This is a genomic window from Pseudomonas sp. 57B-090624 (assembly GCF_003234055.1).
Classification (GTDB): domain Bacteria; phylum Pseudomonadota; class Gammaproteobacteria; order Pseudomonadales; family Pseudomonadaceae; genus Metapseudomonas; species Metapseudomonas tohonis.
On sequence record NZ_QKRU01000015.1, the window covers coordinates 1 to 22454 of the forward strand.

20 protein-coding genes are annotated in these 22454 nt (G+C 65.9%); 13 read left to right on the top strand and 7 right to left on the bottom strand.

Annotated features, from left to right (window positions below; all coding sequences use genetic code 11):
- Positions 1-308 precede the first annotated feature (308 nt).
- Positions 309-662 carry a hydroxyisourate hydrolase gene (gene uraH / locus DMX10_RS09365; protein WP_111260831.1) on the bottom strand — a complete coding sequence of 118 codons (354 nt, stop codon included), beginning with the start codon at positions 660-662 and terminating at the stop codon, positions 309-311.
- A gap of 405 nt (positions 663-1067) precedes the next feature.
- Between uraH and puuE the strand changes: the two genes are divergently transcribed.
- The 7 genes from puuE to DMX10_RS09400 all read left to right on the top strand — a co-directional run bounded on the left by puuE (position 1068) and on the right by DMX10_RS09400 (position 8660).
- Positions 1068-1997 carry an allantoinase PuuE gene (gene puuE, locus DMX10_RS09370; RefSeq protein WP_111260832.1) on the top strand — a complete coding sequence of 310 codons (930 nt, stop codon included), beginning with the start codon at positions 1068-1070 and terminating at the stop codon, positions 1995-1997.
- Positions 1994-2509 (top strand): 2-oxo-4-hydroxy-4-carboxy-5-ureidoimidazoline decarboxylase, encoded by a 516-nt coding sequence (uraD, locus tag DMX10_RS09375; protein WP_111260833.1) that lies wholly within the window; start codon positions 1994-1996, stop codon positions 2507-2509. Before puuE ends, uraD begins: the two co-directional genes overlap by 4 nt.
- 55 nt (positions 2510-2564) lie before the next feature.
- Positions 2565-3560, top strand: coding sequence for an allantoicase (alc, locus tag DMX10_RS09380; protein WP_111260834.1), 996 nt, complete (start codon positions 2565-2567; stop codon positions 3558-3560).
- Positions 3561-3624: 64 nt separating this feature from the next.
- The gene (locus DMX10_RS09385) at positions 3625-4128 is read left to right on the top strand and encodes an ureidoglycolate lyase (RefSeq protein WP_111260835.1); all 504 of its coding nucleotides are present in this window, start codon (positions 3625-3627) and stop codon (positions 4126-4128) included.
- 53 nt (positions 4129-4181) lie between these two features.
- Complete coding sequence (locus DMX10_RS09390) at positions 4182-5492, top strand: urate hydroxylase PuuD (protein WP_111260836.1); 1311 nt, start codon at positions 4182-4184, stop codon at positions 5490-5492.
- Between the two features lie 256 nt (positions 5493-5748).
- A complete protein-coding gene (locus DMX10_RS09395; protein WP_111260837.1) occupies positions 5749-7095 on the top strand; it encodes a nucleobase:cation symporter-2 family protein in 1347 nt (448 codons plus the stop codon).
- A gap of 743 nt (positions 7096-7838) precedes the next feature.
- Positions 7839-8660 (top strand): outer membrane protein OmpK, encoded by an 822-nt coding sequence (locus DMX10_RS09400; protein WP_111260838.1) that lies wholly within the window; start codon positions 7839-7841, stop codon positions 8658-8660.
- Positions 8661-8740: 80 nt separating this feature from the next.
- Here the strand turns inward: DMX10_RS09400 and DMX10_RS09405 are convergent, their stop codons facing one another.
- From DMX10_RS09405 to moaA, 4 genes are all read right to left on the bottom strand, one after another.
- Positions 8741-9190, bottom strand: a complete 450-nt coding sequence (locus DMX10_RS09405) for a PA2169 family four-helix-bundle protein (RefSeq protein WP_111260839.1) — start codon at positions 9188-9190, stop codon at positions 8741-8743.
- A 186-nt stretch (positions 9191-9376) separates the two neighbouring features.
- Entirely contained in the window at positions 9377-10204 is an 828-nt protein-coding gene (locus DMX10_RS09410) for a substrate-binding periplasmic protein (protein ID WP_371921685.1), read from the bottom strand.
- 61 nt (positions 10205-10265) lie between these two features.
- Entirely contained in the window at positions 10266-11624 is a 1359-nt protein-coding gene (locus tag DMX10_RS09415; protein ID WP_111260840.1) for an 8-oxoguanine deaminase, read from the bottom strand.
- A 161-nt stretch (positions 11625-11785) separates the two neighbouring features.
- Complete coding sequence (moaA, locus tag DMX10_RS09420) at positions 11786-12781, bottom strand: GTP 3',8-cyclase MoaA (protein ID WP_111260841.1); 996 nt, start codon at positions 12779-12781, stop codon at positions 11786-11788.
- 222 nt (positions 12782-13003) lie between these two features.
- On the opposite strand from moaA, the gene DMX10_RS09425 reads away from it, so the two are divergent.
- On the top strand, positions 13004-13633 hold the full coding sequence (locus DMX10_RS09425) for a TetR/AcrR family transcriptional regulator (RefSeq protein WP_111260842.1): 630 nt from the start codon (positions 13004-13006) through the stop codon (positions 13631-13633).
- Between the two features lie 10 nt (positions 13634-13643).
- Here DMX10_RS09425 and DMX10_RS09430 read toward each other — a convergent pair whose 3' ends face one another.
- Together DMX10_RS09430 and DMX10_RS09435 are read right to left on the bottom strand one after the other, a co-directional pair.
- Complete coding sequence (locus DMX10_RS09430) at positions 13644-15080, bottom strand: RtcB family protein (protein ID WP_111260843.1); 1437 nt, start codon at positions 15078-15080, stop codon at positions 13644-13646.
- 159 nt (positions 15081-15239) lie between these two features.
- Positions 15240-15683 carry a heme-binding protein gene (locus DMX10_RS09435; protein ID WP_021220542.1) on the bottom strand — a complete coding sequence of 148 codons (444 nt, stop codon included), beginning with the start codon at positions 15681-15683 and terminating at the stop codon, positions 15240-15242.
- 335 nt (positions 15684-16018) lie between these two features.
- Here DMX10_RS09435 and gcl point away from each other — a divergent pair, with 335 nt between their 5' ends.
- From gcl to pyk, 5 genes are all read left to right on the top strand, one after another.
- Positions 16019-17794: a glyoxylate carboligase gene (gene gcl, locus DMX10_RS09440; RefSeq protein WP_111260844.1), complete on the top strand. Its 1776-nt coding sequence runs from the start codon at positions 16019-16021 to the stop codon at positions 17792-17794.
- 60 nt (positions 17795-17854) lie between these two features.
- Positions 17855-18637 carry a hydroxypyruvate isomerase gene (gene hyi / locus DMX10_RS09445; protein WP_111260845.1) on the top strand — a complete coding sequence of 261 codons (783 nt, stop codon included), beginning with the start codon at positions 17855-17857 and terminating at the stop codon, positions 18635-18637.
- A gap of 16 nt (positions 18638-18653) precedes the next feature.
- Positions 18654-19544: a 2-hydroxy-3-oxopropionate reductase gene (locus DMX10_RS09450; RefSeq protein ID WP_111260846.1), complete on the top strand. Its 891-nt coding sequence runs from the start codon at positions 18654-18656 to the stop codon at positions 19542-19544.
- A gap of 178 nt (positions 19545-19722) precedes the next feature.
- The gene (locus DMX10_RS09455) at positions 19723-20997 is read left to right on the top strand and encodes a glycerate kinase (protein WP_111260847.1); all 1275 of its coding nucleotides are present in this window, start codon (positions 19723-19725) and stop codon (positions 20995-20997) included.
- Complete coding sequence (gene pyk, locus DMX10_RS09460; RefSeq protein ID WP_111260848.1) at positions 20994-22409, top strand: pyruvate kinase; 1416 nt, start codon at positions 20994-20996, stop codon at positions 22407-22409. Before DMX10_RS09455 ends, pyk begins: the two co-directional genes overlap by 4 nt.
- Positions 22410-22454: the final 45 nt, after the last annotated feature.

Here is a 22454-nt window from a genome sequence, read left to right on the forward strand (position 1 = left end):
GAAGCCCGCAGCGAAAGACTGCAGACGCATTGCGACCGTCCTTGGAGTAATGGCATATCGACATCGGGGCGGCATTTTTATGGCGCCAGCGACTTTGCTCAAGCCCTTTCCCGACCAAATGCGAACCACTCGTCAGATCGGGCGGGCTGGAGAAAGGCGGCAAATGCTAACCGACCGGACAGTCGATGGAAGCCAATCAAGGCTCCTTTACCCGTTAGGAAATTTCCGAGTCGCAGGCAAAAAAAAGCCCGCAGTGTGAACGGGCCGGGAAAAAGGACTCGCTGATGAGTCAGGGGGTAAGACGGTTACTAGCTGCCGCGATAGGTGGAGTAGCTGTAGGGGGAGATCAGCAGCGGCACGTGGTAGTGGTCCTGCTCGGCGCTGATGCCGAAACGCAGCACGACCACATCGAGGAAGGCCTGCTCGGGCAGCTTCACGCCACGCTTGCGGTAGTAGTCGCCGGCGTGGAAATGCAGCTGGTAGACGCCGGTGGCGTAGTCATCGCCCTGCAGCAGGGGGGCGTCGCAACGGCCGTCGTCATTGGTGGTGGTGCGGGTGATCAGCTCCAGGCCGCCATTCTCGACGCGGTAGAGCTCGATGCTGATGTCGCTGCCGGGGCAACCGTGGGCGGCATCCAGTACGTGGGTAGTCAATCGTCCCATTGTTTTCCGGGCTCCCGCTGCGGTCATCGACCGGCGACAGCCACACCTCCTCTTCTCGTTGAAATCGGTGCATCGGGAGTGCCCAAGCCCTGAAAAGGGGCGTTCCGGGAACTGCGATGCGCCAAATATAAGACATTATTCATAAAAATTGTACACAATTATTCGAGAATTTTTATCGCCCCGACGGCGGCTGGATTCGCCAGCACCATTTTGATGCAGACCGGCATAGAGCAAGGGTTGTATTGCAAAGAACTGACCAATCAGGCAAGTTTTTTGCAAACCTGCAGGACGTCGACCTGGACAAATATTTCATTTACAAAACTCGATGACGTTTGTATACAATCACTCATCGCGTTCGCGCAGCCCGGCTCCGCGAACCCTCCACAGACAAGAAGGAATCCAGTAGTGAGCCTCGACTACCCCCGCGACCTGATCGGCTACGGCAGCAATCCCCCGCATCCGCACTGGCCGGGCGAGGCACGCATCGCCCTCTCCTTCGTCCTCAACTACGAGGAAGGCGGTGAGCGCAACATCCTCCACGGCGACAAGGAATCCGAGGCCTTCCTCTCCGAGATGGTCGCGGCGCAGCCCCTGCAGGGCGCGCGCAACATGAGCATGGAATCCCTCTACGAGTACGGTAGCCGAGCCGGCGTCTGGCGCCTGCTCAACCTGTTCAAGAAGCACGACATCCCGCTGACCATCTTCGCCGTCGCCATGGCCGCACAGCGCCACCCGGACGCCATCCGCGCCATGGTCGAGGCCGGCCACGAGATCTGCAGCCACGGCTACCGCTGGATCGACTACCAGTACATGAGCGAGGAGCAGGAGCGCGAGCACATGCTCGAGGCCATCCGCATCCTCACCGAGCTGACCGGCGAACGCCCGCTGGGCTGGTACACCGGCCGTACCGGCCCCAACACCCGTCGCCTGGTGATGGAGGAAGGCGGCTTCCTCTACGACTCCGACACCTACGACGACGACCTGCCCTACTGGGACCCGGCCAGCACCGTGGAGAAACCGCACCTGGTGATCCCCTACACCCTCGACACCAACGACATGCGCTTCACCCAGGTGCAGGGCTTCAACAAAGGCGACGACTTCTACGAATACCTGAAGGACGCCTTCGACGTGCTCTACGCCGAAGGTGCAGCCGGCGCGCCGAAGATGCTCTCCATCGGCATGCACTGCCGCCTGCTGGGCCGCCCCGCGCGCCTCGCCGCCCTGGCCCGCTTCATCGAATACGTGAAGAGCCACGACAAGGTCTGGTTCGCCCGCCGCGTGGACATCGCCCGCCACTGGCACACCATCCACCCTTTCCAAGGCAACGCCCAATGAGCAGCTTCCAGAAGATCACCCCGTCCAGCCTGTCCCGCGAGGCCTTCGTCAGCGCCTTCGCCGACATCTACGAGCACTCGCCCTGGGTCGCCGAGAAAGCCTACGACCTCGGCCTGGATGCCAGCGTCGACCAGATCGACGGCCTGCACCAGCGCATGTCCGACATCCTCCTCAGCGCCAGCCACGACGCCCAGCTGGCCCTGATCAACGCTCACCCGGACCTGGCGGGCAAGGCCGCCGTCCGAGGCGAGTTGACCGAAGCCAGCACCAGCGAACAGGCCGGCGCCGGCATCCACGAATGCACGGCTGAAGAGTTCGCACGCTTCACCGAGCTGAACGACGCCTACAAGGCCAAGTTCGGGTTCCCGTTCATCATGGCGGTGAAGGGCAGCAATCGGCACCAGATCCTGGCGGCCTTCGAGGAGCGCATCCACAACACCCCCGAAGCCGAGTTCAGCCGGGCCCTGGCCGAGATCAACAGGATCGCGCTGTTCCGCCTGCAGCAGATGTGACCCTGGCTGCACGCACGCCGGACACGCCGATGCCCCAGTTCCAAGGCAGACCCTGATGAAGAGCTACGCAGTACCCTTCGAGAAGTACATCAACCTCGCCGACGCCCGTCTCGGGACCCGAGCCCTCTCGGTCACCGACGACTGGTTCGCCGACGTCAACCGCCTGTTCCAGCCGTCCGCGGCCGTGTGGAAGGAAGGCGTGTTCGACGACAACGGCAAGTGGATGGACGGCTGGGAATCCCGTCGCAAGCGTTTCGAAGGTTACGACCATGCCGTGATCCGCCTGGGTGTACCGGGCTCGATCAAGGGCCTGGACATCGACACCAGCTTCTTCACCGGCAACTACCCGCCGTCCGCGTCCCTCGAAGGCTGCTTCGTGGCCAACGGCGACCCGGACGAGAACACCCAGTGGAGCGACGTGCTCGGCGCCGTGGAGCTCAAGGGCGACAGCCACCACTACCACGCGATCGACAACGACCAGGCCTTCACCCACCTGCGCTTCAACATCTACCCCGATGGTGGTGTGGCGCGCCTGCGCGTATACGGCGTGCCCCATCGCGACTGGAGCGCGGTCGGCGACAACGAGCAGGTCGACCTCGCCGCCGCCCTCAACGGCGGCCGCGCGCTGGCCTGTTCCGACGAGCACTTCGGCCGCATGGGCAACATCCTCAACCCGGGCCGTGGCATCAACATGGGCGACGGCTGGGAAACCGCCCGCCGCCGTACGCCTGGCAACGACTGGGTGATAGTCGCCCTCGGCCACCCCGGTGAGATCGAGCGCATCGTGGTCGACACCCTGCACTTCAAGGGCAACTACCCCGACAGCTGCTCGATCCAGGCGGCCTTCGTCAAAGGCGGCACCGACAGCCAGATCGAGACCCAGAGCCTGTTCTGGCGCGAGCTGCTGCCGAGCCAGAAGCTCTCGATGCACGCCGAACACGAATACACCGAACAGATCCGGGCCCTCGGCCCCGTCACCCACGTACGCCTGAACATATTCCCGGACGGAGGCGTCAGTCGCCTGCGCCTGTTCGGCAAGGTGGCCAGATAACGCCGGGCCACTCCCGGCCCCCCCGTCACCGTGGCGGGGCGACAGCAAGGACAAGAAGCACAGCATGCGCACTCTCAAGATCGAGCCCCTGACCAAAGAAGCATTCGCCCCGTTCGGTGACGTCATCGAAACCGAAGGCAGCGAGTTCTTCATGATCAACAACGGCTCCACCCGCCGTTACCACAAGCTGGCCACCGTCGAAACGGCCCAGCCGGACGACAAGGCGATCATCAGCATCTTCAGCGCCGAATCCCTGGAGATGCCCCGCCCCATCCGCATGCTTGAACGACATCCGCAGGGCAGCCAGGCCTTCATACCGCTGCTCGGCAACCCCTTTCTGGTCGTGGTCGCGCCCGTTGGCGATGCACCTGTACCGGGTCTGGTCCGTGCCTTCCTCACCAATGGCAGGCAGGGCGTTAATTACCATCGCGGCGTCTGGCACCACCCGGTGCTGACGATCGAAAAGCGGGATGACTTCCTGGTGGTTGATCGCAGTGGTTCCGGCAACAACTGCGACGAGCATTACTTCACCGAGGACGAACAGCTCTTCCTCGACCCCCACCACTAATAAGAGAAGCCCAGCGATCGCCGTGCCGATCGTTCGGGAAAGAGGTACGTACTGTGGAAGCACATCTGACCGAATGGCTGAACCTGAGCATTCGCTGGGTTCACATGATCACCGGTATCGCCTGGATCGGCGCATCGTTCTATTTCGTCTGGCTGGAGAACAACCTCAACCGCAAGGCCCCGCGCGACGGGCTGGCCGGTGACCTGTGGGCGATCCACGGGGGTGGCATCTACCACCTGGAGAAATACAAGCTCGCCCCGCCGAAAATGCCGGACAACCTGCACTGGTTCAAATGGGAGGCCTATTTCACCTGGCTGTCGGGCGTCGCCCTGCTGACCGTGGTGTTCTACCTGAACCCGACCCTGTACCTGATCGCCCCCGGCCTCGACCTCGCCCCGGCGGCGGCCATCGCCATCGGCGTCGGTTCGCTAATCGCCGGCTGGTTCATCTACGACCTGCTGTGCGACTCGCCCCTGGGCAAGCAGCCCGCCCTGCTCGGCCTGATCCTCTTCGTGCTGGTGATCGGCGCGGCCTGGGGCTTCACCCAGGTGTTCAGCGGTCGCGGTGCCTACATCCACGTCGGCGCGCTGATCGGCACCATCATGGTCGGCAACGTGTTCCGCATCATCATGCCGGCCCAGCGTGCGCTGGTTAAGGCGATCGAAGAGAACCGCACCCCGGACCCGGCGCTGCCGGCCAAGGGCCTGCTGCGCTCGCGCCACAACAACTATTTCACCCTGCCGGTGCTGTTCATCATGATCAGCAACCACTTCCCGAGCACCTACGGCAGCCAGTACAACTGGCTGATCCTGGCCGGGATCGCGGTGATCGCCGTCCTCGTGCGCCACTATTTCAACACCCGTCACGAGAGCAACAAGTTCGCCTGGACCCTCCCGGCCGGCGCCCTGGGCATGATCTGCCTGGCCTTCGTCACCTCGCCGAACTACAAGGCCGCCACCGCGCCCATCGCCAACGTCGCCCCGGCGACCGCACCGGCCCAGACCGAGGCCGCGTCCCCGGCAGCTACCCCCGAAGGCAGCAAGCCCGCCGAGCAGGCCCAGGCACCGGCCCAGCCCGCCACCGCCCAGGCCAACGCCGGCGCCGCGGACTTCGACAAGGTCCACAGCGTGATCCAGGAGCGCTGCTCCGTCTGCCATTCCGCCAAGCCCACCAGCCCGATGTTCACCGCGGCCCCGGGCGGCGTGATGTTCGACACCCCGCAGCAGATCCAGGCCATGGCACCGAAGATCCAGGCTCAGGCCGTCGCTACCCAGATCATGCCGCTGGGCAACATCACCCAGATGACCCAGGCCGAGCGTGACCTGATCGGTTCCTGGATCGCACAGGGCGCCAAGACCAACTGATCTCGACCACGACGGGCCGCATCCCCAAGCTGCGGCCCGTACTTCAAGCCTGCCCCAGGCAGGCTTTTTTTACCGTCTTCCGGCAAGGCGTTCCGGTGCACGTCCAGCATCAGGCCCTGCCCTTTGTTCCGCGTGCCCCCGTCCACCGCCCACAGCTGGGCCTGGATGGCAGAAACATGAATACCAGGATCGCAGCCGGCCTTTGCCGGCTGCGGCCTATAAGGCTCAACAAAAACAAAAGCGCCAGAGGTGTTGCATGACCAAGCTGACCGAGCCCGAGCTCGCCATTCCGCCCGCCGATCAACACCTGCCTCTGCTGCAACTCCTGCTCGTCGGCATCCAGCACGTGCTGCTGATGTACGGCGGCGCCGTGGCCGTGCCGCTGATCGTCGGCCAGGCGGCCGGCCTGTCCCGCGAGGAGATCGCCTTCCTGATCAACGCCGACCTGCTGGTGGCCGGTATCGCCACCCTGGTGCAGTCGATCGGCATCGGCCCGGTGGGCATCCGCATGCCGGTGATGATGGGCGCGAGCTTCGCCGCCGTCGGCAGCATGGTGGTGATGGCCGGCATGCCCGGGGTGGGCCTGCAGGGCATTTTCGGCGCTACCATCGCCGCCGGCTTCTTCGGACTGCTGCTGGCCCCCTTCATGGCGCGCATCGTGCGTTTCTTCCCACCGCTGGTCACCGGCACGGTGATCACCTCCATCGGCCTCACGCTCTTCCCCGTGGCGGTGAACTGGGCCGGCGGCGGCAGCAAGGCGGTGCAGTTCGGCGCCCTGGAATACCTGGCGGTGGCCGCCCTGGTGCTGGGCATCATCCTGCTGGTGAACCGCTTCATGCGCGGCTTCTGGGTCAACGTCTCGGTACTGATCGGCATGGCCGTGGGCTACATCGTCTCCGGCGGCATGGGCATGGTCGACCTCACGGGCCTGGAGCAGGCGCCCTGGTTCCAGGTGGTCACACCGCTGCACTTCGGCATGCCCAGGTTCGAGCTGGCACCCGTGCTGTCCATGTGCCTGGTGGTGGTGATCATCTTCGTCGAGTCCACCGGCATGTTCCTCGCCCTGGGCAAGATCACCGGCCGAGAGGTCTGCCCCAAGGCCCTGCGCCGTGGCCTGCTGTGCGACGCCGGCGCCTCCTTCTTCGCCGGCTTCTTCAATACCTTCACTCACTCCTCCTTCGCCCAGAACATCGGCCTGGTGCAGATGACCGGCGTGCGCAGCCGCTACGTCACCGCCGTCGCCGGCCTGTTCCTGATCACCCTCAGCCTGCTGCCCAAGGCCGCCTTCCTGGTCGCCTCCATCCCGCCCGCCGTGCTCGGCGGCGCAGGGCTGGCGATGTTCGGCATGGTCGCCGCCACGGGCATCAAGATCCTCCACGAGGCCGACATCACCGACCGCCGCAACCAGCTGCTGGTGGCCGTGAGCATGGGGATGGGCATGGCACCGGTGGTGCGCCCCGAGTTCTTCGCCCACCTGCCCCACTGGATGGAACCCATCACCCACAGCGGCATCGCCATGGCCACCGTCAGCGCGCTGGTGCTCAACATCCTGTTCAACATCCTGGGCGAGAAGGAGCGCAGCCGACACTGCGCCGCCCACTGAGCCTTGCTCCCACCTGGATGCACCGACCCGGTGAGGACAGGACTTCCAGCCCGCCTACAAAGCGGGCTTTTTTATGGGCATCCGCCTTCGAACGGAACGACAAGGCACGTAGGGGGTTCGATTCCGCGCCATTGGGCCTCGCTGCGCTCCGCGCCAACCTACGTTTCAGGCGTTAGCCGCGTGCTTTACAGGGCGTTCGCGGGAGGCATGTGACGAGTCGATCGGTCGCAGGCAAAACGGCCGATTTTATGTACACAATTTTGATTTGTTACACAGCCTGTAAACAGGATGCTATATTCGCAAAACCTGACCCGCAGTTCAGATTCTGGACGCGAGGCAGCCAGCGGGACGGCTGTAACCCGCAAGCCCACGACCTACAAAAACAACAGGCAGGCTTTGAACGATGAACCCATCCGCCCAGACCGGCACATCCGGCGCCGTCCGCCGTTCCGACCGCGACACGCCCACTGTCCTGCCCTCCCCGTTCACGACATTCCCCACCGCGGCCTTCCCCCACGAGGCACGGTGCATTTCGCACGACGCAGCCGAACAGCCCAGCGCTGAAGATCGCCCGTCGCCGCCCCGGAATCCGAAGACCGACCGCGTCGTCATGCCGAGCTGACGCCAGGACGGCCAACCCGGAATCCCTCCATGCATCCAGCAAGACCGCCCCGCTCTGCGGGGCGGCTTCCTGCCGGCTGCGTAGAGGCCAACCTGAAGCCCTGAAAAATAAGGAAAACCGCATGAACCTGAAGCATCTGCCTCACTGCATCGCCCTGACCGCAGGCCTCCTGGCGGGAGGGCAGGCCATGGCCGACGGCCCGCTGCTGTGGCAGAACAACAGCGTCACCTACCTGTACGGCAAGGATTTCAAGGTCAACCCGGAAATCCAGCAGACCTTCACCTTCGAGCACGCCAGCGGCTGGACCTGGGGCGACCTGTTCATCTTCGCCGACCAGATCAACTACAACGGCAAGGCCGACGCCAATGCGGGCAACAACACCTACTACGGTGAAATCCAGCCGCGCCTGTCGTTCGGCAAGCTGTTCGACCAGAAGATCGCCTTCGGCCCGGTGACCGACGTGCTGCTCGCCGCCACCTACGAGCGTGGCGAGAACCGCACCCAGAACTACCTGCTCGGCCCGGGCTTCGACCTGGCCATCCCCGGCTTCGACTACTTCCAGCTGAACTTCTACTACCGCAAGCCCGACGGCATCACCAACAACCCCGCCGGCCAGTGGCAGGTCACCCCGGTGTGGTCGTACACCATCCCCGTCGGCAACTCCGACATCCTCATCGACGGTTTCATGGACTGGGTGTGGAACAACAAGGACGGCAGCAGCAGCCGCCCGAACGACCTGCACGCCAACCTGCACTTCAACCCGCAGATCAAGTACGACCTGGGCAAGGCGCTGGACCTGGGTGCCAAGCAGCTCTACGTCGGTGTCGAGTACGACTACTGGAGCAACAAGTACGGCATCGACGACGACAGCTTCCTCGGTGACGAGATCCTCGGCGGTACCGACCAGAACACCGCCAGCCTGCTGGTCAAGGTGCACTTCTGATAGCACCTGCTGCATGAAAAAAGGGATGGCGCGAAACGCCATCCCTTTTTCGTTGGCGGCAATGCCGCCGATACCCGCCGTCAGCTGGCGCGGGCCAGGTTGCGCAGGGCCTTGATCTGGTCATGGTTGCGCTGCACGCCGAGCAGTTGTTTCTCGACGATGGAGCGAGCCGGCGGCGGCAGCTCCTTGCCCAGCGCATCCTTGTAGGCCTTCAGCGCGACATCTTCGCCGCGCTCGCATTCGTTGAGGATGGCGGCATCGTCCTTGCCGGTCACCAGGGCCTTGAGATCGACCCAGCGACGGTGCAGGGCACCGGCCACGCTGGAGGAGGTCTCCGGGTCACCACCCATGGAACGCACCACCTGCTGCAGCTCGGCAGCGGCGCGGGCGCACTCCTGGGCGCGCTGGGTAAAGGTGGCTTTCAACTGGGGGTTCTTGACGTCCTCGGCGCATTCGAGAAACCCCTTTTCGCCGTCCTTGCTGGTTTCGATCAGGTCGTTGAGAACGGAGATAGCCTTGTCGTTATCCATCGTGCTTTCCTCTTTTTCCGGTAGGGATTCCAGCCGAGTTTCTTCCTCAGCCACTCAGGAAGATGGACCGGACGGGTTTTCCGATGGTTCAAGGTTTCGGCAACGAGGCATGACGGAACGGCTCGCGCTGAGCGCGACGAGCCGGCGGGGCAAGGGGCCGTCCGTGCGGTGCGGCCCGTTCGTCGGTCAGGGCCTGGCGGGGTCGTCCTTGCGCTTCTGCCGCTCCAGGTAGTCCACCTTCCACTGCTCCAGCCCCATGTACTCGGTATCGAGGTTGGCCTCGACGCGATGGTGCGCCTTGAGCGCATCCACTTCCGCCTTGTGCGACACCAGGAAGCGGTCGAAGCGCTGCACCAGCTCCGGGTGCCGGGAACTGGAGAGGTGGAAGGTGCCGCGGGTGTGCGGCAGCGACGGGTCGAACACCAGCGCACCGGGGCGGGCGCGGATGTTGTCCAGGTAATAGGTGGCGACCACCACGTTGAAGTAGGCACCGTCGGCCTGCTTCTTCAGGGCCTGGCGGATCATCTGCCGCAGGTCGCTGCCCTGCACCGGCTGCACCTTGCCCTCGTCGATACGCGACTGGTAGCCACGGGGCGTCCAGCCCTGCACCAGGGCCAGGCGCCGCAGGGTCTCGATGCCCTGCCCGACCCGCTTGGGGTCCACCAGCACGCCATCCACGTAACCCACCACCGGTGCGCTGTAGGCCATGGGCTTGCCGGCCTTGACGTCATCCGCCCACTCGGGGCTGTCCGGGTACTTCAGGTCCACCTCGCCCTTGACCAGGCGCCCGGCAAGCTCGGTGACCGGCAGCGCGCGATAGCTCAGCTCGATGTGCTCGGCCTGCGCGAACAAATCCAGCACCTCGCGGGCGAAGCCGCGGTATTCACCCTGTTCGTCGACCCAGTAATGCGGCTGGAAGGACAGGCGTTCGACGCCCACGACATAGCTTTCCCCATGGGCCGCACCCAGGGGCAACAGGCTGGCCAGCAGCCAGCCCAGATAGCTCGCTCTCAAAGGACTCTCCTCGTCTTCGGGTAGGGTGCCGGCCGCGACACGAGCCGCGCCCGGCGCGCCATCACTCGCCCAGCACCAACTGATGAGCGAGGCGGTTGTGGCGCTCGATCACGCGTGGCAGGTCGACCGTCATCAGCTGGCCATCCTTCACCACCAGGCGACCGTTGATCACGCTGTGGGAGACCTGGGCCGGGGCGCAGAACACCAGGGCCGCCAGCGGATCGTGGAGGGCGCCGGCGAAGGCGATCTGGTTCAGGTCGAAGGCGACGAAGTCCGCCGCCATGCCAGGGGCCAGGGCCCCGATGTCGTCACGGTTGAGCACCTTGGCGCCGCCCAGGGTGGCGATCTCCAGCGCCTCGCGCGCGGTCATGGCATCGGGGCCGAAACCGACGCGCTGCAGCAGCAGGGCCTGGCGCACCTCGCCGATCATGGTGGCGCCATCGTTGGAGGCCGAGCCGTCGACACCCAGGCCGACCGGAACGCCGGCATCGCGCATGCGGCGGATCGGCGCGATGCCCGAGGCCAGGCGCATGTTCGAGCAGGGGCAGTGGGCGACACCGGTGCCGGTGCGGGCGAACAGGTCGATGCCGTGCTGGTCGAGCTGAACGCAGTGGGCGTGCCACACGTCATGGCCCACCCAGCCCAGGTCTTCGGCGTACTCGGCGGGGGTCATGCCGAACTTCTCGCGGCTGTAGGCGATGTCGTTGACGTTCTCCGCCAGGTGGGTGTGCAGCGACACGCCGTACTGGCGCGCCAGCACCGCCGCTTCGCGCATCAGGTCCTGGCTCACCGAGAAGGGCGAGCACGGCGCCACCACCACCCGCAGCATCGAGCCATGGGACGCATCGTGGTAGTCCTCGATCAGGCGTTGGGATTCCTTGAGGATGTCCGCCTCCTTCTCCACCACCGAGTCCGGCGGTAGGCCGCCCTGGCTGCGGCCGACGCTCATGCTGCCGCGCGCGGCGTGAAAGCGCATGCCGATCTCGCCGGCGGCGTGGATGCTGTCGTCCAGCTTGCAGCCGTTGGGGTAGATGTAGAGGTGGTCGCTGGAGGTGGTGCAGCCGGAAAGGATCAGCTCGGCCATCGCCGTCTGGGTGGAGACCTGGATCATCTCGGGGGTCAGGCGCGCCCAGATCGGGTAGAGGTTGGTCAGCCAGTTGAACAGCTCGCCGTCCTGGGCGGCCGGCACCACGCGGGTGAGGCTCTGGTACATGTGATGGTGGGTGTTGACCAGGCCGGGGATGACGATGTGGCCCTTGAGGTCCAGCACCTCGTCCGCGCTCTGCGGCAGCTCGGCGCTCGGCCCCACCTGGCGGATGACGTTGTCCTCGATGAACAGCCCGCCCTGCTTCAGCTCACGGCGCTCGCCGTCCATCGTGACCAGCAGGTCAGCGTTCTTCACCAGCAATGTCTTGCCCATGCTCAATCTCCTCAGCCCTTCAGGGCGCTCTTGTTCTTGAAAAGGAATGCAGCAACGGATCGGGTTGCTGGGAGACGGACCGGCAAGGCGCGCCCTCGAAGACAGTACGGTACGTACGGCGAGAGGGCGCAACGCAGCCGGGCCTAAGCCCAGCAGCCCGATCAGCCGCCGGTGGTGCTCATGAAGCGGACTACCTGTACCTGGGAATCCGCCTCGAAATGGTGCCGCTCCGGCTTCAGCCGCAGGGCATCCACCAGGGCCGCGCGCAGCCGCTCACCGTCACCGGGGTGACGACGGATCAGTGCCTTGAGGTCCAGTGCACCTTCATGGCCGAGGCACAGCACCAGCTTGCCTTCGGCGGTGACGCGCACACGGTTGCAGTCGCCGCAGAAGTTGCGGCTGTGGGGGGAAATGAAACCGACCTGGGTATCGCTGCCGATCACCTGCCAGTAGCGCGACGGGCCACCGGTGCGATGGCTGCTGGGCAGGAGCTGGAAGCGTCGCTCGACCCGCTCGCGCACCTCTTCGGAGGTGCACAGGGTGACCTTGCGTTCGTGGCTGGAGATGCTGCCCAGGGGCATCTCCTCGATGAAGCTGATGTCCAGGCCACGCTCAACGGCGAACGCCACCAGGTCCTCGACCTCATCGTCATTGCGGCCTTTCTGCACCACGGTATTGAGCTTGATGCGCTGGAAGCCGGCGTCACGCGCGGCATCGATGCCGGCCAGCACCTGATCGAGGGCGTCGCGGCGGGTGAAGGCGGCGAAGCGCTCGCGCTGCAGGGAGTCGAGGCTGATGTTGAGACGGGTGACGCCGGCGGCGCGCAGGTCGTGCGCCATGTGGGCGAGCTGCGAACCGTTGCTGGTGATGGCCAGGTCTTCCAGCTCGCGGCGGGCACCGAGCCGCGCCAGCAGGCCGGTGAGGCCCTTGCGCACCAGCGGCTCGCCACCGGTCACGCGGATGCGCCTGACCCCGAGCCCGATGAAGGCATCGGCCACGGCGTAGAGCTCTTCGAGGCTGAGTATCTGCGCCCGCGGGGCGAAGACCATGTCTTCGCTCATGCAGTAGGTGCAACGGAAGTCGCAACGGTCCGTGACCGAGAGACGCAGGTAGGTGATCCGGCGACCGAAGGGGTCGCGCAATGTGCTGTCTTGCATGGTGCAGCCTGCCGCAACACGCGCCGGTCGGGACCCCGGCGGCATGGACGGATGCGGAATAAAAACAGAAATCCAAAATCTTGTATACAGAAACCTGTCGGACCGCGCCCTCGCCACCCCTCCCCCGCTTGCTTGAGAGGCCCGGGAGGCCGGTGCTACCATGCCCGACCGCTCGCCAGCCGACCCGTGACGGCCACCCGGCGAGTGAACAGAGGAGCAGATGTGAGCAGCATTCGCGAGCGCAATAAAGAGCTGATCCTGCGGGCGGCCAGTGAAGAGTTCGCCGACAAGGGTTTCGCCGCCACCAAGACCAGCGACATCGCAGCCAAGGCCGGCCTGCCAAAGCCCAACGTCTACTACTACTTCAAGTCCAAGGAGAACCTCTACCGCGAGGTGCTCGAAAGCATCGTCGAGCCGCTGCTGGCCGCCTCCCACCCCTTCAATGCGGGCGGACACCCGGGCGATGTGCTCAAGGCCTACATCCGCTCGAAGATCCGTATCTCCCGCGAGCTGCCCCACGCCTCGAAGGTGTTCGCCAGCGAGATCATGCATGGGGCGCCGCACCTGTCCGCCGAGCAGACCGCCCACCTCAACGAGCAGGCCCGCCACAACATCGCCTGCATCCAGGGCTGGATCGACCAGGGGCTGATGGCCAGGATCGACCCCAGCCACCTGCTGTTCAGCATCTGGGCGGCGACCCAGACCTACGCCGACTTCGACTGGCAGATCTCCGTCGTCACCGGCAAGGCCTCGCTCAGCGACGCCGACTACGAAGCCGCCGCCGACACCATCATCCGCCTCGTGCTCAAAGGCTGCGAAGTGCAGGAAGCCCCCCAGGCGCAGAGCGCCTGAGGGAACCCCTTCAGGCCTTGAAGGTGAGCACCGGGCTGAACCGGGCGATCACCGCCACCGTCTCCTCCTCCACCTGTGAGCGCACCACCTCGCCGATCTCCTTGTAGGCGCCAGGCGCCTCCTCGATCAGCCGTTCCTCGCGGGTGGTGATGCACTGCACCCGCTCCAGACCGAGGATGCCCGGGTCCTTGCGCCCCTTGAACAGGATCTCGCTGCGCGACATCGAGCGCCCCGCGCCGTGGCTGGCCGAGCTCAGCCAGCGCGGGTTGCCGAGCCCCGTGAGCAGGTAGGAGTCGTGCCCCATGCTCCCGGGGATGAGCAGGTCCTGCCCCGCATAGGCCGGCGTCGCCCCCTTGCGATGCACGTTGCCCTGGGGCTCCTGCAGCACGATGTTGTGGGGCACATCCACCAGCAGCGGCGCTTCGGTGTCCGGCCCGAACAGCTCGCGGGTGCGCTGGCGCACCATCTCGGCGATCAACGCGCGGTTGGCGTCGGCGTAATGGGCAGCACTGTGCATGGCCAGCAGGTAGTGCCCGGCCATCTCGCCCACCAGGGCGAAGACCTTCGACTGCGGATGCTTCATGCCCTTGGGCCACAGCTCCCGGGCCTTGTCCATCCAGCGACGGCCGACATGGAAGCCGACGTCCCGCGAGCCGGTGTGGATCATCACCACCACCTGCCCCACCGACAGCCCGCGCTCGAAGCAGGCGCGCCGGTCCACCAGCTCGGTCACCACCTGCACCTCGACGAAGTGGTTGCCGCCACCGAGGGTGCCCAGCCCGGGGTCGCGCAGTACCGCGCGGCCCGTGTTCTGCAACGCCTCGGGTGCATAGGCCGCCTCGCCCCGGACGAAGGACGACGGGTGCAAACCCGCCAGTTCACGCGTCACCTGCTCCAGGTCGAGCCGCGCCAGGAGCCCGTCGCGGTCGGGGCGGCGACCCACCGCATTCCAGAAGTCGCCGAGCCCGCCTTCGAACAGCGCGGTCATGTCGCCCGGCGCCGTGGGGATGTTGCGGGTGCCGCCCAGCAGGTCGCCCCGCACGCGCTCCACCCATTCCGCCTTGCGTGCGAGGAAGGCGTCGTAATGGATGCCCAGCCGATGCAGGCGCATGCCGCAGTTGATATCGGTACCGATGCTCTGGGGGATCACCATGTCGGGGCTGGTGACGATCACCGAGCCCACCGGAATGCCGGAGCCGGCGTGGAAGTCCGGCGTGGCGCAGGCGCAACGCACCTCGCCGCCGTCGGGGTGGGAGACACCGGCGAAATCCAGCAATTGCAGCACCGCCTTTTCCTCGATGGGAAAGGATTCGGGCAGCAGGATGCTGGCACCCAGGCCGGCGCTGTTCAGTGAGGAAACGGACAGGGTGTTGCCGTCGACGCGGCTGATGGCCACGCCGGCTCGGGCCAGCTTTTGCTGGACCCGCTTGAAGGGAGTCTTCTTCATGGAATGCTGCTTTTTCGACAGACGAAAAAAGACATCGCCGCAATGGCGATGTGGATGTCCGTCAGCAGCAGAAAGGGACGGCGCGGATGTTAACGGCATCGCCAGGGCGATTCAACACCTGCGCCAGGGTGCCTCCCGCGAGCGGGAGGCTCGGGAGGGTCAGGCCGCCGCGATGCCGGCGTCGGCCTTGAGGCCCACCGATTCCACGCCGCTGATGGCGCACTGCTCATCGATATCGGAGGTGTCGCCGCTGATGCCGATGGCACCGATCACCTCCCCCGCCTGATTGCGGATCAGCACGCCACCCGGCGCAGGCACCAGGTTGCCGTCGGCCAGGTTGTTCACCGCACCGATGAAGGCCGGGCGCTGCTGCGCATCGGCGGCGATCAGGCGCGAGCCCTTGCCCAGGGCGACGGCACCCCAGGCCTTGCCGATGGCGATCTGCGGGCGAAGCATGCTGGCGCCGTCTTCGCGCTGCAGGGTGATCAGGTGGCCGCCGGCATCCAGCACGGCGATGGTCAGGGGGGCGGTTCGCAGTTCGCGGCCAATGGCCAGGGCGCGGTTGGAGATGCTGACAGCGGTTTCCAGGGACAGGGTGCTCATCGTGAGGCTTCCTCGGGTAGTGGTTGAAGCGGACGCACGTCGCCGGGTTGCCATGGCCATCACGGAGCCGAGTGCACGAATGGCGGCGCTTTCCTCAACTATCTCACCGAACACAGAAAAATCAATCTTGATATACAATTTATTTTTATTTTGTATACATTAATTCAATTACCGCTCCGCGCAGGCCCTGAAAGCCGCGTCAAACGGGCGTTTTAAAGAAACCCGAGCCTGCGACATTTCGCCCGACAAATCTCCTTGACCCTTCAGTCGGCACCTGAATAGAATCCGCCACAAGCACCTTGTATACAATTTTCACAAGAAAAGAGGCACAAAACATGGCCAAAATGAGAGCAATCGAGGCCGCCGTCCTGGTGATGCGCCGCGAAGGCATCGACACCGCGTTCGGCATCCCCGGCGCCGCCATCAACCCGCTGTACGCCGCGCTGAACAAGATCGGCGGCATTGACCATGTCCTGGCCCGCCACGTCGAAGGCGCCTCGCACATGGCCGAGGGCTACACCCGCACCAACCCGGGCAACATCGGCCTGTGCATCGGTACGTCCGGCCCTGCCGGCACCGACATGGTCACCGGCCTGTACTCGGCCTCCGCCGACTCCATCCCGATCCTCTGCATCACCGGCCAGGCCCCTCGGGCCCGCCTGCACAAGGAAGACTTCCAGGCCGTCGACATCACCAGCATCGTCAAGCCGGTGACCAAGTGGGCGACCACCGTCCTCGAGCCGGGCCAGGTGCCCTATGCCTTCCAGAAGGCCTTCTTCGAAATGCGCAGCGGCCGCCCCGGCCCGGTGCTGATCGACCTGCCCTTCGACGTGCAGATGGCCGAGATCGAATTCGATATCGACGCCTACGAGCCGCTGTCGGTGAACAAGCCGGCCGCCACCCGCATCCAGGCCGAGAAGGCCCTGGCCATGCTCAATGAGGCCGAACGCCCGCTGATCGTTTCCGGCGGCGGCGTGATCAACGCCAACGCCTCCGACAAGCTGGTCGAATTCGCCGAACTGACCGGCGTACCGGTGATCCCGACCCTGATGGGCTGGGGCACCATCCCCGACGACCACGCGCTGATGGCCGGCATGTGCGGCCTGCAGACCTCGCACCGCTACGGCAACGCCACGCTGCTGGAATCGGACCTGGTGTTCGGCATCGGCAACCGCTGGGCCAACCGCCACACCGGCTCCGTCGACGTCTACACCCAGGGCCGCCGCTTCATCCACGTGGACATCGAGCCCACCCAGATCGGCCGCGTGTTCACCCCGGACCTGGGCATCGTCTCCGACGCCGGTTCCGCGCTGGACGCCTTCCTCGAAGTCGCCCGCGAGTGGAAGGCCGCCGGCAAGCTGAAGGACCGCAGCGCCTGGGTCGAATCCTGCCGCGAGCGCAAGCGCACCCTGCAGCGCAAGACCCACTTCGACAACGTGCCGGTCAAGCCGCAGCGCGTGTACGAGGAAATGAACGAGTTCTTCGGCAAGGACACCTGCTACGTCAGCACCATCGGCCTGTCGCAGATCGCCGGCGCCCAGTTCCTGCACGTGTACAAGCCGCGCCACTGGATCAACTGCGGCCAGGCCGGCCCGCTGGGCTGGACCGTTCCCGCCGCCCTCGGCGTGGTCAAGGCCGATCCGAGCCGGCCGGTCGTGGCGCTATCGGGTGACTACGACTTCCAGTTCATGATCGAGGAACTGGCCGTGGGCGCGCAGTTCAACCTGCCCTACATCCACGTGCTGGTGAACAACTCCTACCTGGGCCTGATCCGCCAGGCGCAGCGCGGCTTCGAGATCGACTACTGCGTGCAGCTGTCCTTCGACAACGTCAACGCACCGGAGCTCAACGGCTACGGCGTGGACCACGTCGCGGTGGTCGAGGGCCTGGGCTGCAAGGCCATCCGCGTGTTCGACGCCAACGAGCTGCAAGGCGCTTTCGCCAAGGCCCGCAAGCTGATGGAAGAGTTCCGCGTACCGGTCGTGGTCGAGGTCATCCTGGAGCGTGTCACCAACATCTCCATGGGCACCGAGATCAACGCGATCAACGAGTTCGAAGAGCTGGCCCAGCGCGGCGCCGACGCCCCGACCGCCATCTCGATGCTGGACTGACGAGCAACGCCCCCTCTCCCGTTCGTGGCGGGAGAGGGACGTCTACCGAGGAGAATCTTCATGCCCCGTTTTGCCGCCAACCTGTCCATGCTGTTCACCGAAGTGGACTTCCTGGACCGTTTCGCCGCCGCTGCCGAAGCCGGTTTCACCGGTGTCGAGTACCTCTTCCCCTATGACTTCCCGGCCGAGGAGATCAAGGCCCGCCTGGACGCCAACAAGCTGGAACAGGTGCTGTTCAACCTGCCCGCCGGCGACTGGGGCAAGGGTGAGCGCGGCATCGCCTGCCACCCGGACCGTGTCGAGGAATTCCGCGCCGGCGTGGACAAGGCCATCGCCTACGCCAAGGTGCTCGGCAACCAGCAGGTCAACTGCCTGGCCGGCATCCGCCCCCAGGGCCCGGACTGCGCCACCGTCGAGAAGACCTTCGTCGACAACCTGAAGTACGCCGCCGAGAAGCTGCAAGCCGCAGGCATCCGCCTGGTCATGGAAATGATCAACACCCGCGACATCCCGGGCTTCTACCTGAACACCACCCAGCAGGCCCTGGCCATCCGCGAGAAGGTCGGCAGCGCCAACCTGTTCCTGCAGTACGACATCTACCACATGCAGATCATGGAAGGTGACCTGGCCCGCACCGTGGAAGGCAACCTCGCCGTGATCAACCACGTGCAGCTGGCCGACAACCCCGGCCGCAACGAGCCGGGCACCGGCGAGATCAACTACCGCTTCCTCTTCGAGCACCTGGACCGCATCGGCTACCAGGGCTGGGTCGGCTGCGAGTACAAGCCCGCCACCACCACCGCCGCCGGCCTTGGCTGGCTGAAAACCCATAACGCCATCTAAGAAAGAGGTAATCCACATGGCCAAGATCGGATTCATCGGCACCGGCATCATGGGCAAGCCCATGGCTCAGAACCTGCAGAAAGCCGGCCACACCCTGTTCTTCTCCGAGCACTTCGACAAGGCGCCCGCCGACCTGCTCGGTGACAACGGCATCGCCCTGGCCAACCCGCGCGAAGTGGCCCAGGAAGCCGAGTTCATCATCATCATGGTCCCGGACACCCCCCAGGTCGACGACGTGCTGTTCCGCAAGGACGGCGTGGTCGAAGGCGTCGGCGCCGGCAAGGTGGTGATCGACATGAGCTCCATCTCGCCCTCCGCCACCAAGGTCTTCGCCGAGAAGGTCAAGGCCACCGGCGCCTCCTACCTGGACGCCCCGGTATCCGGCGGTGAAGTCGGCGCCAAGGCCGCGACCCTGAGCATCATGGTCGGTGGCTGCCCGAACGCCTTCGAACGCGCCCTGCCGCTGTTCCAGGCCATGGGCAAGAACATCACCCGCGTGGGTGGCAACGGTGATGGCCAGACCGCCAAGGTCGCCAACCAGATCATCGTCGCCCTGAACATCCAGGCCGTCGCCGAAGCCCTGCTGTTCGCCGCCAAGAACGGCGCCGACCCGGCCAAGGTGCGCGAAGCGCTGATGGGCGGCTTCGCCGGTTCGAAGATCCTCGAAGTGCACGGCGAGCGCATGATCAAGGGCACCTTCGACCCGGGCTTCCGCATCAGCCTGCACCAGAAGGACCTCAACCTGGCCCTGTCCGGCGCCCGCGAGCTGGGCCTGAACCTGCCCAACACCGCCAACGCCCAGCAGGTCTTCAGCACCTGCGCCGCCATCGGTGGCAGCAACTGGGACCACTCCGCACTGGTGAAAGGCCTGGAGCACATGGCCAACTTCTCCATCCGCAAAGAGTAAGCCGCTTTCGCCGGGCACCCGCCCGGCACCCCTTTCGACCTTCCTGGCCGGCGGAGTCACGGCCCAATGGCCAGGTGGGTCGATTCCAGTCCCGAGTCGCTGCGAGCGGCGGCTCGGGACTGCAATCGGCCTCCAAGCCCCACCGCAACGAGAATCCAGCGCCCCTCCGGAGTCTGTCATGTCATTCGATCCGCAAAGCCTGCTGCGCGACCTCTTCGCCACCGCCATCGACGCCGCCCACCCCCGCCAGGTACTGGCCGACCACCTGCCCGCCGACCGCAGCGGCCGCCTCATCGTCATCGGAGCCGGCAAGGCCGCCGCCGCCATGGCCGAGGTGATCGAGCAGGAATGGCAGGGTGAGATTTCCGGCCTGGTGGTGACCCGCTACGGGCACGGCGCCAACTGCCGCCGCATCGAAGTGGTCGAAGCCGCGCACCCGGTACCGGATGCCGCCGGCCTGGAGACCGCCCAGCGCGTGCTGGAGCTGGTGAGCGGCCTGAGCGAGAGCGACCGGGTGATCTTCCTCCTCTCCGGCGGCGGCTCCTCGCTGCTGGCCCTGCCCGCCGAAGGCATCAGCCTCAAGGACAAGCAGGCGATCAACAAGGCCCTGCTGAAATCCGGCGCCGCCATCTCCGAGATGAACTGCGTGCGCAAACACCTCTCGGCGATCAAGGGCGGTCGCCTGGCCAAGGCCTGCTGGCCGGCCAGCGTCTACACCTATGCCATCTCCGACGTGCCCGGTGACGAAGCCACGGTCATCGCCTCCGGCCCCACCGTCGCCGATCCGACCACCTCGGCGGAGGCCCTGGCGATCCTCGCGCGCTACCAGATCGAAGTGCCGGCCAACGTCCGCGCCTGGCTGCAGGACCCGCGCTCGGAGACCGTGAAGCCCGGTGACCCGGTGCTCTCGCGCAGCCACTTCCAATTGATCGCCACGCCCCAGCAATCCCTCGATGCCGCCGCCGAGAAGGCCCGCGCCGCCGGCTTCACCCCGCTGATACTGGGCGATCTGGAAGGCGAGTCCCGCGAGGTGGCCAAGGTCCACGCCGGCATCGCCCGGCAGATCGTCCTCCATGGCCAGCCGATCAAGCCGCCCTGCGTGATCCTTTCCGGCGGCGAGACCACCGTCACCGTGCGCGGCAAGGGCCGTGGCGGGCGCAACGCCGAGTTCCTGCTGAGCCTGACCCACACCCTCAAGGGCCTGCCCGGCGTCTACGCCCTGGCCGGCGACACCGACGGCATCGACGGTTCCGAGGACAACGCCGGCGCCATCATGACCCCGACCAGCCACGCCCGCGCCGCGGCGCTCGGGTTGTCCGCCAGCGACGAGCTCGACAACAACAACGGCTACGGCTACTTCGCCGCCCTCGACAGCCTGATCGTCACCGAGCCGACCCGTACCAACGTCAACGACTTCCGCGCCATCCTGATTCTCGAGAGCCCCGCACAATGACCTCCGACAAGAAAGTCAAAATCCTCGCCACCCTCGGCCCGGCCATCAAGGGCGTCGACGACATCCGTCAACTGGTGGAGGCCGGGGTCAACCTGTTCCGCCTCAACTTCAGCCACGGCGAACATGCCGACCATGCCCAGCGCTACCAGTGGGTGCGCGAGGTCGAGCGCCAGCTGGCCCGCCCGATCGGCATCCTCATGGACCTGCAGGGGCCCAAGCTGCGGGTCGGGCGCTTCGCCGAGGGCAAGGTCCACCTGGAGCGTGGCCAGGCCCTGCGCCTGGACCTGGACGCGAGCCCGGGCGATGCCAGCCGGGTCAACCTGCCCCACCCCGAGATCATCGAAGCCCTGCAGCCGGGCATGAACCTGCTGCTGGACGACGGCCGCCTGCGCCTGCAGGTGACCGCCAAGCACGCCGATGCCATCGACACCCGGGTGATCGCCGGCGGCGAGCTGTCCGACCGCAAGGGCGTCAATGTCCCCGAGGCCGTGCTGCAGCTGTCCCCGCTGACCGCCAAGGACCGCCGCGACCTCAATTTCGGCCTGGAGCTGGGCGTCGACTGGGTCGCCCTCTCCTTCGTCCAGCGCCCCGAGGACATAGTCGAGGCCCGGGGCCTGATCCAGGGCCGCGCCGCGCTGATGGCCAAGATCGAGAAGCCGTCGGCCGTGCAACACCTGGAAGAGATCGCCCGCCTGTGCGACGCCATCATGGTCGCCCGTGGCGACCTGGGCGTCGAAGTACCGGCCGAGAACGTGCCGCGCATCCAGAAGGACATCATCCGCACCTGCCGCCAGCTCGGCCGTCCGGTGGTGGTCGCCACCCAGATGCTGGAATCCATGCGTTTCTCCCCGGCGCCGACCCGCGCCGAGGTGACCGACGTCGCCAATGCCGTGGCCGAAGGCACCGACGCCGTGATGCTCTCGGCCGAGACCGCCTCCGGTGACTACCCGCTGGAAACCGTGCAGATGATGAGCAAGATCATCCGCCAGGTGGAACAGGGCCCGGACTTCCAGTCCCAGCTCGACGTCAGCCGCCCGCAGGCCGAAGCCACCGCATCGGATGCCATCAGCTGCGCCATCCGCCGCATCAGCAGCATCCTCCCGGTGGCGACCCTGGTGAACTACACCGAGTCCGGCAGCTCCAGCCTGCGCGCCTCCCGCGAACGCCCCAAGGCGCCGATCCTCAGCCTCACCCCGAGCCTGGAGACCGCCCGCCGCCTGACCGTGGCCTGGGGCGTCTACTCGGTGGTCAACCAGCGCTTGGACAAGGTCGAGGACGTCACCGGCACCGCGCTGGAGATCGCCCGTGCCCAGGGCATGGCCCGCAGCGGCGACACCCTGGTGATCACCGCCGGCGTGCCCCTCGGCCAGCCCGGCTCCACCAACATGCTGCGCATCGCCCATCTGGACTGATCCATCCGCGGCCACGGCGCGCGCAGACGCACCGGGCCGCCCTGC